Genomic DNA, 15,285 nt, shown 5'->3' on the forward strand with positions numbered 1-15,285 from the left:
TACATATTTCTTGATGTTATGCAAGAAAAACGAGAGCGGCCTTGAGGAGGAATTGCATGACCGTCGTACCCGTTACATCCGCTGATCTCGATGCTGCCGAGGTCTCCTGGTTTTCCGCTTTGTGTTCCGATGACTACGCCTATCTCGGCGTGCCTGACGGCAGCCTGCGCTCCAGCTTCGAGCATTGCTCCGATATCGTCAAAAAAGCCGAAGAACTCGGCTTTCGCAACATTCTCTGCCCTTCGTCCTATCAGGTCGGGCAGGATACGCTGAGCTTCGTCGCCGGCTGTGCGCCGATCAGCGACCGCATCAATTTCCTTGCGGCGATCCGCTGCGGCGAGATGCAGCCGATCATGCTGGCGCGCACGGTTGCCACGCTCGATCACATGCTGAAGGGCCGCCTGACGCTCAACGTCATCAGCTCCGATTTCCCCGGCGAAGTGGCCGACAGCGCCTTCCGTTACAAGCGCAGCCACGAGGTCGTTGAGATTCTGCGTCAGGCCTGGACCCGCGACACCATCGATCATGACGGCGAGATCTACCAGTTCAAGGGTGTGTCGACCGAACCGGCAAGACCCTACCAGCAAAATGGCGGCCCGCTTCTCTATTTCGGTGGTTACTCTCCCGATGCGCTGGAACTCTGCGGCGCACAATGTGACGTCTATCTGATGTGGCCCGAGACGAAGGATCAACTGGCAGACCGCATGCGCGCCGCCAATGAGCGCGCCGCCGCCCATGGACGCACGCTGGATTATGGCCTGCGTGTCCATATGGTCGTGCGCGATACCGAGCAGGAAGCCCGCGAATATGCCGAACATCTGGTCTCGAAGCTGGATGATGAGTATGGCCAGCTGATCCGCAACCGCGCTCATGACAGCGGTTCGCTCGGCGTGTCGCATCAGGCACGAGCCCGCGAACTCGCCGACAAGTTCGGTTATGTCGAACCCAATCTGTGGACCGGCATCGGCCGGGCGCGCTCCGGCTGCGGCGCGGCGCTGGTCGGTTCGACGGATCAGGTTCTTTCGGCGCTGGAGGACTACCAGAAGATGGGTATCCGTGCCTTCATCCTTTCCGGTTATCCGCATCTTGACGAGGCGGAACATTTCGGCACCAAGGTTCTGCCGCAGATGAAAACCTGCTCCCTGCCGCATGCCTACGGCCGGGTGCCTTCTGAAACGCCGACCACGCCGCTCGGCAACGGGGAACGCCACTGATGGAACGCATTGCTCTTTCCGACAAACTCGAACTCAGCCGCATCGTCTACGGCATGTGGCGCATCGGTGACGACGCCGACACTTCACCGGCCCATGTACAGGCGAAGATCGAGGCCTGCCTCGCGCAGGGCATCACCACCATGGATCAGGCCGATATTTACGGCGGATACACGGCGGAAGCCATTCTCGGCGCCGGCCTGAAGGCTGCACCGGGTCTGCGTGACAAGATCGAAATCGTCACCAAATGCGGCATCGTCGCGCCGGCCGGGCGTCACTCAGCCGCGCGCGTCAAGCATTACGATACGACGGCCGGCCACATCAACGCTTCGGTCGAGGCATCGCTTCGCGACATGGGAACGGATCATGTCGACCTCCTTCTCATTCATCGCCCGGATCCGCTGATCGACGCGGAAGAAACCGGCAAGGCGCTCGATGCGCTGGTGGCGTCGGGCAAGGCCAAGGCCGTCGGCGTCTCCAACTTCCGCCCTTGGGACTTTTCCCTGCTGCAATCGGCCATGAGCAACAGGCTGGTGACCAACCAGATCGAGATGAGCCTCCTTGCGACGGATTGCTTCACCAACGGCGATCTCGCCTTCCTGCAGGAAAAGCGCGTTTCTCCGATGGCATGGTCGCCGCTTGGCGGCGGTTCGCTGTTTTCGGGTGCTCATGGTGGCACCATGGCTGCCCTGCAGCGCATCGGCAAGGAACAGGGCGTTGATGCGACGGCTGTCGCGATCGCCTGGCTGCTGCGTCATCCGGCGAAGATCGTGCCGGTGCTCGGCACCAATAATATCGAGCGTATCAGAACCGCGGCCGATGCGCTCCGCGCGACGATGGACCGCCAGACCTGGTTCGAACTCTACACCCTTGCGATTGGAAAAGAGGTGCCGTGATGACAGTGGCAGAGGCGATCAAGATGCCCAATGAGCATGTATTCGTTCCCGGCGGCGAAAACAGCCGCAGCTTTCGCAATGCGCTCGGCGCTTTCACGACAGGCGTGACTGTCGTGACCGCCACCACGCCGGAAGGCCCGATCGGCATGACAGTCAACAGCTTTGCGTCCGTGTCGCTTGATCCGCCGCTGGTGCTCTGGTCACCGGCCAAAAGCTCATCCCGTTATCAGGCCTTCAGCGGTGCGACCCATTTTGCCATCCACGTTCTGAGCGCGGATCAGGACGTGCTGAGCGCCCGCTTTACCCGCAACGGCCGTGCCTTCGACGATCTGGATTGGGAATTGAACGACGAAGGCGTGCCGGTCATCCCTGGAACGCTTGCCCGTTTCGAGTGCCGGCAGGCGGCGGCCCATGATGCGGGCGACCACACCATCATCGTCGGTGAGGTGCTGCGCGCCGCGCATCGTGATGGCGATCCGCTGTGTTTTTCGGGCGGCACCTTCGGTCGCTTCGCCCGGCAATAACGGAACCTTCGGTCATTCCGGAAACTTCGGTATCAGTGATGCCGTTATTATGGAAACACTCCACTTTTCTAAGGAGCGCGCTGGTCGCGCTCCTTTTTTGCGAAGTAAAATAGCATTCTTCGCTTTTTATACTGACGCTGATCTCTTAAACCGGGTTAAGTGGCTGCAAGAGATGATTCGCCGGACCTAACAGGCGAAATGATGCGCCGATGAGGAAAAATTGATGACCGGTGGTTTCTGGCGGGAAGAGGCGTCGAAGGCCGGTTCAGGTTTTAGGCCCGTCCGGCAGTTCTTCTTGCGGGCATCAACGAGCCTCCTTGCGCTGGCGTTGTCCTCCGCCATCGCGCCTGCTGCATTTGCAGAATCCATCGCCTGGGTTGGCTCTTCCTCGGATGACTGGTTCTCGCCAAGTAGCTGGTTTGGGTACACGCGTGTGCCGGGAGCGAACGACCTCGCCGCCATTGACGCTCAAGGCCCGACAATAGCCGCCGGGCGTGTCGCAGAAATCGATGAACTCGGCATTGGCATTACTCTGGATGGGTCGCTGTCAGTGGAGGGCGGCCTTAAGACTTCCAATACAAAACTCGGCAACAAGGATTTGGTCGCGGGCACGTTAAATTTTTCCGGCGGCGATTGGTCGAACAAACATGACATATTTATTGGCGGCGTAGGCATTGGGGAAGTCTCCCTCACCGGCAGCAGGGCGGTCTCCGGTGGGAATTTCTACCTGGGTGGCGGTTCGGGCCATGGTTGGCTCACTCTCGACAATCTATCGAGTTTCGATAATACCGGCACCACTTTTGTCGGTGTCGCGGCGGATGATGACTTTGATCAATTGCAGATTCTGGGCGCAAGCACGTTCAGGACCGGCGGATTTGCGATCGCAGATGGTATGGATTCCGTAGGCACCGTCTCCGTCGAGGGGAACGGGAGCAGCCTTACCGTGTCGCAGGACATGGTGATTGGCCATGGCGGCAACGGGCTTCTGACGATCTCCAGCGGTGGTGTTGTCAAAAGTCTTGCGACCACCATCATCGGCAATCTCGCGACATCGAGCGGAGGTTCGCTGACCGTCAACGGCCGTGGTTCCATTCTGGAAACCTCCGGCCCCTTGATTGTTGGCAATGAAAGCTCGGCAAGTATGTTTATCGGGACGGCGGCAGAGGTTATCAGTGGCGCTGTCGTGATCGGCCGGCATTCGGTCGGTCGGGCCACCGTCACGGGCAGCGATTCCCGGTGGATCACGGGCAATCTGAGTATTGGCGGTGATGAGAACGATCCTGGCGGCGCCATCGGTGATGGTGCAGTTGATGTAATGGCGGGCGCTGCGATCAACAGTGCTTCGGTTCAACTTGGCGCTGTCTCGGGCGCCAGGGGGTCTGCCACTGTTGAAGGCGCGGATTCTGCCTGGACGATCGGAGACGATGGTCTTTCTGTCGGCCTTTCCGGCTCTGGTTCCCTGAGCGTTAAAGCCGGCGGTCATGTCGATTCCGTCAACACGGTTGTCGGGGCAAAAGAGGGGAGTGATGGCTCTATCACGGTTTCCGGGTCTGGAAGCACCTTCAACAACGCCGGTGATCTCGATGTGGGTTGGGAAGGCGACGCTTCGCTGCATGTCGATACCGGCGGCACGGTAACAAGCGACAGCGCAATTGTCGGCACAAAATCGATGATTGCCGCGGTGAACATCAGTGGCGGCGGCTCGACCCTGACGCTCGCAAAGACGCTGATCGTCGGATATGAGAACGCTACCACGGGAGAGGTTTCCGTCACGACCGGCGGCGAAATCCGGGCGAAGGAGCTTTCGATCGGCGAGCTTGGCGGCTCTTCCGGCAAGCTGAGCGTTATCGGAGCGGGTTCGATCGTTACCGTCTCCGTTGACAGCAATCTCGTCAATTCCGGTTCAACCTATGTCGGGTGGCGCGGCGGTGGGAATTTAACGGTGACCGATGCCGGTTCTCTCGGCACAAATCGCCTGTTTGTTGGCACGCAGGCTGGATCAAACGGCTTCCTGCATGTTGGTGGTATTGGCTCGCAGGTTGAGGTCCACGATGCTCTCGTGATCGGTGGAGGCGGCAACGGTTCAGTCGAGGTGACTGGCGGCGGCGCTCTTGCGGCCCACACTATTGTCATCGCGGCGGCGGCAGGTTCCACCGGCGTCTTGAACATAGGCGCCCGCGCGGGATTGACGGCGCGAGCGGCGGGTGAGGTTGACGCTGCGGGAATCGTTTTCGGCGCCGGCAACGGCAGTATCGTTTTCAATCATTCGGAAGCTGATTATAGCCTCTCCGCGAATATTTCTGGGACCGGACGTGTTGTCGCGGAGAATGGTGTCACCACACTCGCAGGCCATAACAGCTACTCCGGCGGCACCACCATATCTGCCGGTACTTTGAAAGGCACGGCGACGAGTTTTGGTTCTGGCCAGATCGCCAACAATGGGCAACTCGTCGTGGATGGGGCCGGCACGCTTTCAAATAGTCTCACCGGTTCCGGTACTGTCGAAAAGACGGGTAGCGGAAATCTCGTTCTTGCCGGCAACAACAGCTATTCCGGTATAACAACGATTTCGGCCGGCACGCTGACTGGAGCGGCAAGAAGCTTCGGCTCGGGCCAGATCGTCAACGATGCGCAGCTCGTTGTGGACGGGGCAGGCACGTTTTCAAATGTCGTCAGCGGCACCGGCACCTTTGAAAAGACTGGCGACGGCAATCTGGTTGTGACCGGCAACAGCACATATTCAGGCGCAACCGAGGTTTCATCGGGCAAGCTCAGCGTCAACGGCTCGCTGGCGAGCGCCGTTTCCGTCCGCAGCGGCGCGACGCTTGGTGGTTCCGGCACCATCGGCGGGCTGACTGTCGCTTCCGGGGGCACGCTGTCGCCCGGCAATTCGATCGGCACCCTGACCTCGACCGGCGATGTGCGATTCTTCAGTGGCTCGACCTATACGGTTGAAATCGACGCGTCCGGCAATTCCGACAGGATTGCCGTCGCCGGTGCTGTCACTATCGATAACAACGTCAAACTCGTTGTCACGCCGCTTGCAAGTCATTCAGCCTATAGTCTCGGCACGCAATATCCGATCCTGACGGCAATGGGCGGTATTGCCGGCACCTTTTCCGGCGTGGACGAGAAATTCGCTTATTTGGTTGTGAGCGTCACAAAGAGCACGGATAACGGCACCGCATATCTCTCCTTTAACCGTGCATCGCCGGATTCCGGGCTGCTTGCCTCTGAGACATCCTCGGAGAATGCCCAAAACGCCGCGAATGCCGTTGAGGCGGCACGGGAAGATCCGGCGCTTTATCAGGCGGCATTGTTTCTGGGGCAAAATGAAACCCAATCCGCCTTTTCGCAGCTTGCCGGCGAGCTGCATCCGTCACTGGCCATGGCATTGATAAATCGCAGCCAGCTGACGCGGGCTGTCATTCTCGAGAGGTTGCGCAGCGCCTTCGACGGCGTGGATGCGCGCGCGATCATGCCCGCCGGCAATGCGACGGGCGGGAGCGGAACGCAGCGTGTGGACGAGGGTTCTCTTACGTTCTGGTCCAATGGATTCGGATCGCGCGGCCGTGTCGACGGCGATAGAAATGGCGCAACGGTTGATATCAAAGGTAAGGGCGTCCTTATCGGTCTGGATGGAGATTTGGATGACGGCGTGCGGGCTGGTGTGGCCGCGGGTTACGGTCACGACAGCATAAGCCAGAAGTCGGCATCGGCGGATGTGGATAGCTATTATGTGGCAGCTTATGCGGGTCTGACGAACGGTCCGGTATCGCTGCGTCTTGGCGCGACCCATGCCTTTCAGGATATCGACACGCGCCGCGCGCTTTCCTTTTCAACATTGCAGGAAAATCTCACGGCCAGCTATGGTGCATCCACAACGCAGGCCTTTGCCGAGGCCGCCTGGCGTTTCGACCTCGATCGCACCGTCATCGAGCCCTATGCCAATGTCAGCTATGTGAACCTGGAGACGGAGGCCTTTGGCGAGAGGGGCGGTGTTGCCGCAGTATCGTCCGGTTCGGCCAGTCATGATCAGCTATACACGACGCTTGGTGCGCGTTTGCGTCAGGATATTTCGTTGGACGACATGTCCGGGCAGGCGACGTTCGATATCGGGTGGCGGCACGCCTATGGTGACCCATCAGTGGTGAGCACATTGTTTTATACCGGCGGCGATGGATTTTCCGTCGCAGGAACAGCGATGACGCAGGATGCTGCGCTGCTTAACCTGGGGCTCAGCTACGATCTCGCTCCTTCCGCCACTTTGACATTCCGTTATGGCGCGGTCTTTGGGGCAGGAGTGCTGGATCAATCCGCTTCGGCCGAACTGGGAGTCCGTTTCTGATGTCGTTCAGACCACACAAGTCGCGGAATGCGGCGCTTGCTGTTGCCGTCTTCGCCGGGGCCATGGCGGGTGACGCCGGTGCGCAGGAAGCCGCGAACCCGGCCGTACCGCTGCATGAAATTCATGGAAGCTGGCAACTTGCCTGTGCGGCACCAGTGAAAAAAGATCCCGCCGATCCGAACACCACGGAGACGGCGCCGGCCAAACCGCTCTGCGCCATTGCGCAGGTGCAGCTTGAGGAAAAAACCCGCAAACTTGTCGTCTCGGTCGAATTCCGGCTTGATGATTCCAAAACGCCGGGACAGCTTTCAGGCACCATCGTCATGCCGTTCGGTCTGGCTGTCACCAAGCTCTTTTCGATAAAATCCGGCAATGTGCGGCTGCAGGAAGTGCAGGTGAGCACCTGCCTTCCTGTCGGCTGTGTCGTGTCTTTCACGCCCTTCGTCGAACTTGTCTCGGCTCTGGAAACAGGCAAGACGCTGACGATCGAAGCCCCGGACCTGCAGGGAAGAACCGTCTCATTCCAGCTGCAGTCGGCAGGTTTTTCCGAGGCGTTGAAGCGCCTCGGAAGCCTGTATTAAGCCGCGACGGAATCGGGCTCTGCGGCGCCTTCCGGCTTTTGCTGTTCAGCATGTTTCTCGGCTGATTTTTTGCGGGAAAATAGACCGGTGAGGAAGTGGCCAAACCTGTCCATTTCCACGAAGATGACAGGCGTGATGAACAGCGTCAGCAATTGCGAGACGATGAGGCCGCCGACCACGGCGATACCGAGCGGCTGGCGCAGTTCCGAACTCGCGCCCGAGCCGAGCGCAATGGGGAGCGCCCCAAGGAGTGCGCAGAAGGTCGTCATCATGATCGGTCGGAACCGGCGCACGCAGGCTTCGTGAATGGCTGTAGCCGGTGGTTCGGCCTTTTCGCGCATCAATTCCACCGCCACGTCGATCATCATGATCGCGTTTTTCTTGACGATGCCGATCAGCATCAGCAGGCCGATCAGCGCGATGATCGAGAAATCCATGCCCATCACCTTCAGCGCCACCAGCGCGCCGAAGGCCGCCGCCGGCAGGCCGGAGAGGATGGTCAGCGGGTGGATGAAGCTTTCGTAGAGCACGCCGAGAACCACATAGATGGTCAGCACCGCCGCCAGAATGAGAATGCCGGTATTGCCCTGGCTCTGCTGGAAGATCGCCGCCGTGCCGCCATAGCTGGTGAAGACATCCTGCGGCAGGCCTATCGTGCTCTTGATCTGATCGATCCGGCTTGTGGCATCGGAAAGCGCCACGCCGTCAGGCAGGTTGAAGGAAATCGTCGTGGAGACGAGCTGGCCCGTCTGGTTGATGGTCACAGGCGCCTGTGTGCGGGTGAGGGTGGCGAAGTTTGAAAGCGGAACCAGAACGCCCGATTTTGCGGAGAGAATGTTGATATCGCTGAGGAAATCATCGTTCCACGGTTTGGAGCTGTCGAATTCCACGATAACGTCGTAGCTGTCGCCGGTGGACTGGATCTGCGCCGCCGTATAACCGCCAAAAGACATTTCCAGCGTCTTGCGCAGCTGGTCATTGGTGATGCCGAAGGCGGCCGCCTTTTCCGGATCGACGGAAATCGTTGCGGCGATCGCTCCATTCTGGGCATCCGAGGTAACTGACGTGAAGGTGTGATCGCGGCGCATCGCCTCCATCAGCTTGTTCGACCATTCATTGGTCGTGTCGGCATTCAGGCCCTGAACGACGAGCTGGTATTGGCTGGCGGAGCTGCGCCCGCCGAAACGCAGGCTCTGCTGCGGATTGATATAGGTGCGGATGCCCGCCACTTTCGATGTGGCCTGCCCAAGTTCCGTGAGCACCTGGCTCAGCGGCGCACGCTCTTCCTTCGGCTTCAGTTCCACGAACATCGAGCCGTTGTTCAGCGGGTTACGGGAATTGCCGCCCACAATGGAGGTGACGTGCACCACGGCCGGATTCTTGCGGATCTGATCGGCGACCTGAGCCTGCAGGTCACGCATCGCCGTGTAGGAAATATCCTCACGCGCCTGTGTCGAGACCGAAAGACGGCCAATATCTTCCTGGGGGAAGAAGCTGGAGGGCAGGGTTTCGAAGAGATAAAGCGATGCCGCGACCGAGGCGAGAAATGACGCCAAAACGATGCGGCGATGGGAAAGGCACCAGCCGACGGCGCGACCATAGGCGCGTAGCGTACGTTCGAAACCCGCATCGAACCAGCGGATGATCGCCGGTGGTCTGGAGGAATGGCCGGAGAGGCGTGAAGCGAGCATCGGCGTCACCGTCAGCGACACCAGTGCCGAGGCCATGATCGCCAGCGTGACGACCATGCCGAACTCGTTAAAGAGCCTGCCGATGACGCCGCCCATCAACAAGATGGGAATGAAGACGGCAACCAGCGAGATGGACATGGACAGAATGGTGCTGCTGACCTCTGCCGCGCCCTGAAGGGCGGCTTCCCGCATGGGCAGGCCTTTTTCATGCAGGCGCAGGATGTTTTCCAGCATGACGATGGCATCGTCCACCACCAGCCCCACGGACAGGGTTAGTCCGAGCAGTGAAATATTGTCGATGCTGTAACCCAGGACATACATCATGCCGAAGGCGGTGATGAGCGACAGAGGCACGGCAAGCCCCGGAATGATGGTTGCCGTCAGGTGTCCGGTGAAGAGATAAATGACAGCCACCACCAGCCCGATGGTGAGGAACAGCGTGAACTGCACGTCCGAGATTGCGTCCTTGATCGCAGTCGAGGCATCATTCATGACGTTGATATTGACTGAAGGCGGTAATTGCTGGTGAAGCGCCGGAAGCTTGGCCTTGATCGCGTCAACAACCTCGACTGTATTGGCATCCGGTTGACGCTGCACGGCGAGAATGATGGCCTGTTCGCCATCGAACCAGCTGCCGGCATTGGTGTTGTCGATGCTGTCGGTGACATTGGCGATATCACCGAGGTGAATCCTTGCGCCGTTGGTCGTTGAAACGACCAGCGAGCGGAACGCCTCGGCATTGGTGCGTTGCGTGTCCGCCTCGATCGTCAGGCGTTGATTTTCGTTTTGCAGGGCGCCGACAGGCACCTGATTGTTGGCTTGAGCGATGGCCGTGGTGACGGTGTCGACACCGAGGCCTCTTGCCTGAAGCTGCGTCGGATCAAGGCCGATGCGCACGGCGTAGGTCTGAGAGCCATAAATACTGACCTGCGCGACGCCCGAAATGGTGGAAAGAAGTGGCGAGATGATGTTTTCGGCGATTTCGTCCACTTTGCTGGTGGGCATTTCCTTGCTGTTGACAGCGAGCAGCAGCAGCGGCGCATCGGCCGGGTTGGTTTTGCGATAGCTCGGCGTCGTCGTCATGTTGCTCGGCAACTGCCGCTGCGCGCGCGAGATTGCCGCCTGCACATCGGCGGCCGCAGCATCGATATCGCGGTTGAGATCAAACTGCAGCACGATCGAGCTGTTGCCGAGCGTGTTGGTGGCGCTGATTTCGCTGACGCCGGGAATGGTTTCGAACTGCTTCACCAGCGGCGTGGTGACCGAGGTGGCCATGGTTTGCGGCGAAGCGCCTGACAGCGATGACGAGACATTGATCGTCGGAAAGTCCACTTTCGGCAGGGCGGCAACGGGCAGCAGGCGGAAGCCGGCGAGCCCTGCCAGTATCAGGCCTATGGCAAGAAGCGTGGTGGCAACGGGCCGGTTGATGCAGAAATTCGGGATCATTGGCCGCCAACCTTTTCCTGCGGAATATTGGCGGCCAGATTACCGGCCGCGCCGCCCTTGTCGGAAAATTGCTCGACGACGAGCTGGCCATCGGCAAGTTCCGATTGGCCCTCGACGATTATATGCTCACCGCCGTTCAGGCCGCTCGCGATGGCCGTGAGATCGCCATTCGAACGGGCGACTTCCACCGGCGTCATATGGGCATGATGGTCGCTATCGACGGTATAGACGAAATTGCCCTTCGGACCGGGCCGCACGGCGACCGTCGGCACGACGATCATCTCCTCATCCGAAACAAAATGAGCCGTGACGTTGACGGACTGGCCGGGCCATAAAAGACCGCGATCATTCTTGAATTCCGCCTTGGCCAGCACGGTGCCGGAGGTCTGGTCCACCGTATTGTCGTAGAACCGCAGCACACCGCTCATCGGCTCGCCACCCGTTGCCGCCGGATCGACATCAACAGCGGTGTCTTTTGTCACGCCTTCACGCAGTTGCGGCAGATAGCGTTGCGAAAGCCGGAAACTGACCGAGATCGGATCGTATTTGGTGATTGTCACGATATTGACGCCTGCGCTGAGATAGGCGCCGGGGCTGACAGTGATGTCGCCGAGCCGTCCGTCGAAAGGCGCGCGGATTTCCATATGCTCGAGCGTCACCTGATCTGAGGCGAGCGTTGCCTTGTCGGCATCGATCTTGGCGCTGGCGCTGTCGCGCGCTGCCCTGGCCTGATCCAGCACCTGTTGCGATTCCGCGCTTTGCTTGACCAGATTGGCGGCGCGCTGGAAGGCTGCCTCCGTCTGCTCAAGCGTTGCCTGATCAGCTGCGATATTGGCTTTGTCCTTGTCGACGGCGGCGCGGGCGATGCGATCGTCCATCTTGAGGATCAGATCGCCTGCCTCGATGTGCTGGCCATCCTTCGCCTCGATTTCGGTAACGAGGCCGGCCTGAAGCGGCGCGATATTGGTGATGTCGGCCGCAACCGCCCAGCCCGTCGCCGTTGCATCCATCGGCAGCGTCGCCTTGCTGACGGCGATGGTGCTGACGGTGGGTGGCCCGCCATTGCGTCGCCCTCCACCCTGTCTTTGTCCCTGCTGTCGGGCTGGCTGGCCGCTCTGGGCCGATTGTGCCGCCGGTTCGGTGTTCGCCTGCTGCGAAACGCTGGCGAATTGTTTAAGGTAAGGAACTTGGTCGAGCGGCAAGCGATCCCTAAAATACCAGGTACCGGCGGCTGCAATGGCAAGAACGCTGAGGGCGGTCCAGAAACGTTTCATCTGACGATTCCGCGTAATGAGAGCGATACATGTTTCCCGAACATGTGCGGTAAGCCTTGGGAGCAGCTCTCCCCCACAAGACACCCAATGCGCTGCGAAATCACCTTAAACTTTTGTAATGGCGGCGACAATGACCGTCGCTATATGCGTTGTCTTTCAGGGGGCAGACGGTTTCGGTCCGTGCCGAAAGCCCATGCTTGATCACTTCACCTTCGCCGCCGGTTCCGGCCAAAGAAAAAGCCGCCTCGTTTCCGGGGCGGCTTTGGTACAAGTGGCGAGAAACCGACGATCAGAAGGCCCGGATGGCGTTGCGCGTGGCAAGCACGTCCTCGGCAACATTGCCCGTCGTTGCCGGAACGGAGCCGACGAGATCCAGGAACTTGTAGAGTTCGGTGGCCTGCGAATTGGTGACGTAGATGATGTCGCGATCCTGCATCGGGAACTTGGTGGCGGCGAAGAAGGTCGACGGATCGCGCAGATTGGCGCGGAAGATGACCGGAACGTCCTGTCCGGGGAACTTGGACGTGTTGATGCCGAGCTTCACGAGAAGATCGCGCTTGACGATACGATAGACATAGACCTGGGCGGGGTCGGCACGGGAATCGAGCAGCCCGCCCGCTTTGCCGAGTGCATCCGAAAGCTTGAGATCGGCGTCCTCGAACTCGAAACGTCCATTCAGGCCCGAAGCGCCGAAGGCGAGATAGGTGCGGCGCTCACGCTCCACCATGATCGTGTCGCCCGGAACCACATAGATGTTTTCGGACGGCGTGCTGACGAGGTGGTTGTAGTTGACGCGCGCGGTCTTGCCGCGGCGGATCAGCGTGACATAGGATTCGATATTCGGGGCGCTAAGGCCCTTTGCATAGGAGATAACGTCGAGAACGCGATCTCCTGCTTCCGAAAGCTGAACCTTGGTCGGCTCCTTGACGTCACCCAGCACGGAGGCCTGCGCGGAGCGGCTGGAAATCTTGGTGATGAGAACCTGCGGCTCGATGGCGCGGTTGGCGAGCCGTTCCTCGATTTCGCTCTGGACATCCTCCACATTGCGGCCGGTGGCGCGAATCTTGCCCGCATAGGGAACGCTGATATTGCCTTCCCGGTCCACCGTCTGGTTCGGCAGGCTGATGAAGTTGCCGGGACGGCTGCCCGCGTCGTTCGGGATAAACAGGCCGCCGGCCTGGCTTTCAAAGATCGCGACCTGCACCACGTCGCCGACACCCATCGGCAGGGCCGGAACGCCGCCCTTGCCGCCGCCGAAACTGCCGAGCAGCGTCGTGGTTGTGGTATCGCCGACATAATTGAGAACGGCGCTGTTGATATCGAGCAGCGCATAGTCGACACCTGCGGTTTTCTGCTTGTCCTTGGAGGCGAATTTCACGGAAGCGTTAGATTCGATCGACGCTGCATCGGGCCCTGAGGCCGCTGTAACCGTGCACCCCGCCAGTGCTGCGGAGGCAAGCAGAATCGAAACATTCAATAAACGCATTTGGTCCTCGAAATGAATGCCGTCCGAAAAGCAGAAATAATCCGGACATCGTATAAGTTTTTAAAAATAAGCACTTCATAAATGACACCGGTAAAGAAAATCAAAACCGGTATTACATCCGTTTAGCGGAATCGCGTCCCGAGATGTTTACGCCTGCCAATCAGGCATATGCCCAGTTTCAGGCGATGCTTCAAGTTGATCATCGCTCAACTGCGCCGAAAAATTTCGGGCGAGGCACGATGTTTTAATCCCCTGATGGTGTCGGTATTGTTGTGCTTCAATATTCAGTCGGCTGCCATAATCTCTTTGATTACCGCATTGCGCTAGTGCAGTTTTGTCACGCTTGCGCGGTTTCTTTTGCGGTTGATTCAATTGAGTTCTAATCAATTGTTTTATAAATGTTTTTATTAGCTCGTCATGCCCGCTCAGCCAGCGCGAAATTCACGGTATCCGCAAATTCCCGCAGGAAACGCTCACGTGAGAAGCGAGCGGCATTGTTGATGCAGGCGTTCTTGTCGAAGCGATCGGAATTGTCGACGAATTCCTGTACGGCGGCGCAGATCGCTTCCGGTGTCTGCTCACCGAAATAAAGGCCAGTCGGATGGTTGGAGGCGCCGAGAGGAACGACGGTTTCCAGAACGCCACCTTTGCCATAGGCGATGACCGGTGTGCCGAGCGCCTGGGATTCGACGGGCACGATGCCGAAATCGTCTTCTGCCGCAAAGACAAAGGCCTTGGCCTCGGCCATATATTTGTGAAGCTCCTCATTGCCGACGAAACCGAGGATTTCGACATTCGGCGCGGCGATTTCGCGGATGCGTTTCATGTCCGGTCCGTCGCCGATGACGACCAGCCGTTTGTCCGGCATCTTTGCAAAGGCTTCCACGATAAGGTGCACCTTCTTGTAAGGCACCAGCCGCGACGCCGTGACGAAATAGTCACCCTTGAGGTCGGACGGGGAAAGATGGGACGTGTCCACCGGCGGATAGATCACGGTGGAATCGCGGCCATAACACTTGCGCACCCGGTTGCGGATGAATTTGGAATTGACCGTCATCAGGTCGACGCCGTTGGCGGTGCGGATGTCCCACATGCGGATATAGTGAAGAACGGCGCGCGCGATCCATGAGGCGAAGCCGCGCGTCAATCTGGTTTCCTTGAGATATTGGTGCTGCAGGTCCCAGGCGTAGCGGATGGGGCTATGGATATAGGAGACGTGAAACTGGCCCGGCCCGGTGATGACGCCCTTGGCGACCGCGTAGCTCGAGGAAATCACCAGATCATAGCCGCTCAGATCGAACTGTTCGATGGCGAGCGGCATCAGTGGCAGATAGGAGCGGTATTTTTTTCGGGCGAAGGGCAGTTTCTGGATGAAGGAGGTGTTGACGGGACGCCCGCCGAGAAACCCCCGGTCCCGCTCGCTCATGAAATCGACGAGGCAGTAGAGGTCCGCGTGAGGATAAATCTCAAGAAGGTTGTGAAGCACTTTTTCGGCGCCACCTCTGTCGGTGAGCCAGTCATGCACGATTGCCGTCTTCATAATTTCCTCAATAATTTCAACGTAATAAAAATTAATGTTCCGCCCTGGAATAAAGTTCGGCGGTGTAGAGTATCAGGTCTATGTGCAGCCTTTTAAAATACGGCTGGCGGCGGAGAATGGCGTAACGAATAATAAAAATGTGCTGGTATGTGTGTGGTGATCTGATGTTGGTCCGATCTTTAATAGCACTTTGTTCGCAAATGCGAAATATCCAACCTTCTTAATTCCCTTTCTTCCTTTACAGCCGAACGCTTGCCGTCATTCCCGCCGTCCCGGCTGGAAGAGTTG

The 15,285-nt window shown here is 58.9% G+C and carries 9 protein-coding genes; 5 read left to right on the plus strand and 4 right to left on the minus strand.

What is annotated here, in order from left to right; translation table 11 throughout:
* The first annotated feature begins 56 nt into the window (after nucleotides 1-56).
* From V6R85_RS19175 to V6R85_RS19195, 5 genes are all read left to right on the plus strand, one after another.
* A complete protein-coding gene (locus tag V6R85_RS19175) occupies nucleotides 57-1,214 on the plus strand; it encodes an LLM class flavin-dependent oxidoreductase (protein WP_080864905.1) in 1,158 nt (385 codons plus the stop codon).
* A complete protein-coding gene (locus V6R85_RS19180) occupies nucleotides 1,214-2,107 on the plus strand; it encodes an aldo/keto reductase (RefSeq protein WP_112958623.1) in 894 nt (297 codons plus the stop codon). Before V6R85_RS19175 ends, V6R85_RS19180 begins: the two co-directional genes overlap by 1 nt.
* Complete coding sequence (locus tag V6R85_RS19185) at nucleotides 2,107-2,631, plus strand: flavin reductase family protein (RefSeq protein ID WP_003506438.1); 525 nt, start codon at nucleotides 2,107-2,109, stop codon at nucleotides 2,629-2,631. The genes V6R85_RS19180 and V6R85_RS19185 overlap by 1 nt, the downstream gene beginning before the upstream one ends.
* A gap of 223 nt (nucleotides 2,632-2,854) precedes the next feature.
* The gene (locus V6R85_RS19190) at nucleotides 2,855-6,979 is read left to right on the plus strand and encodes an autotransporter domain-containing protein (RefSeq protein WP_236775467.1); all 4,125 of its coding nucleotides are present in this window, start codon (nucleotides 2,855-2,857) and stop codon (nucleotides 6,977-6,979) included.
* Nucleotides 6,979-7,560 (plus strand): invasion associated locus B family protein, encoded by a 582-nt coding sequence (locus tag V6R85_RS19195; RefSeq protein WP_112958624.1) that lies wholly within the window; start codon nucleotides 6,979-6,981, stop codon nucleotides 7,558-7,560. The genes V6R85_RS19190 and V6R85_RS19195 overlap by 1 nt, the downstream gene beginning before the upstream one ends.
* On the opposite strand, the gene V6R85_RS19200 is transcribed toward V6R85_RS19195, so the two are convergent.
* The 4 genes from V6R85_RS19200 to V6R85_RS19215 all read right to left on the minus strand — a co-directional run bounded on the left by V6R85_RS19200 (nucleotide 7,557) and on the right by V6R85_RS19215 (nucleotide 14,997).
* Nucleotides 7,557-10,697: an efflux RND transporter permease subunit gene (locus tag V6R85_RS19200; RefSeq protein ID WP_112958625.1), complete on the minus strand. Its 3,141-nt coding sequence runs from the start codon at nucleotides 10,695-10,697 to the stop codon at nucleotides 7,557-7,559. The genes V6R85_RS19195 and V6R85_RS19200 overlap by 4 nt on opposite strands.
* Nucleotides 10,694-11,971 carry an efflux RND transporter periplasmic adaptor subunit gene (locus V6R85_RS19205; RefSeq protein ID WP_112356375.1) on the minus strand — a complete coding sequence of 426 codons (1,278 nt, stop codon included), beginning with the start codon at nucleotides 11,969-11,971 and terminating at the stop codon, nucleotides 10,694-10,696. The genes V6R85_RS19200 and V6R85_RS19205 overlap by 4 nt, the downstream gene beginning before the upstream one ends.
* A gap of 289 nt (nucleotides 11,972-12,260) precedes the next feature.
* Entirely contained in the window at nucleotides 12,261-13,457 is a 1,197-nt protein-coding gene (locus tag V6R85_RS19210) for a polysaccharide biosynthesis/export family protein (RefSeq protein ID WP_020011828.1), read from the minus strand.
* Nucleotides 13,458-13,872: 415 nt separating this feature from the next.
* Nucleotides 13,873-14,997, minus strand: a complete 1,125-nt coding sequence (locus tag V6R85_RS19215) for a glycosyltransferase family 4 protein (RefSeq protein WP_003506450.1) — start codon at nucleotides 14,995-14,997, stop codon at nucleotides 13,873-13,875.
* Between the last annotated feature and the right edge of the window lie 288 nt (nucleotides 14,998-15,285).

Origin of the sequence: Agrobacterium sp. CCNWLW32 (assembly GCF_037083425.1) — a bacterium.
GTDB classification, from domain to species: domain Bacteria; phylum Pseudomonadota; class Alphaproteobacteria; order Rhizobiales; family Rhizobiaceae; genus Agrobacterium; species Agrobacterium radiobacter.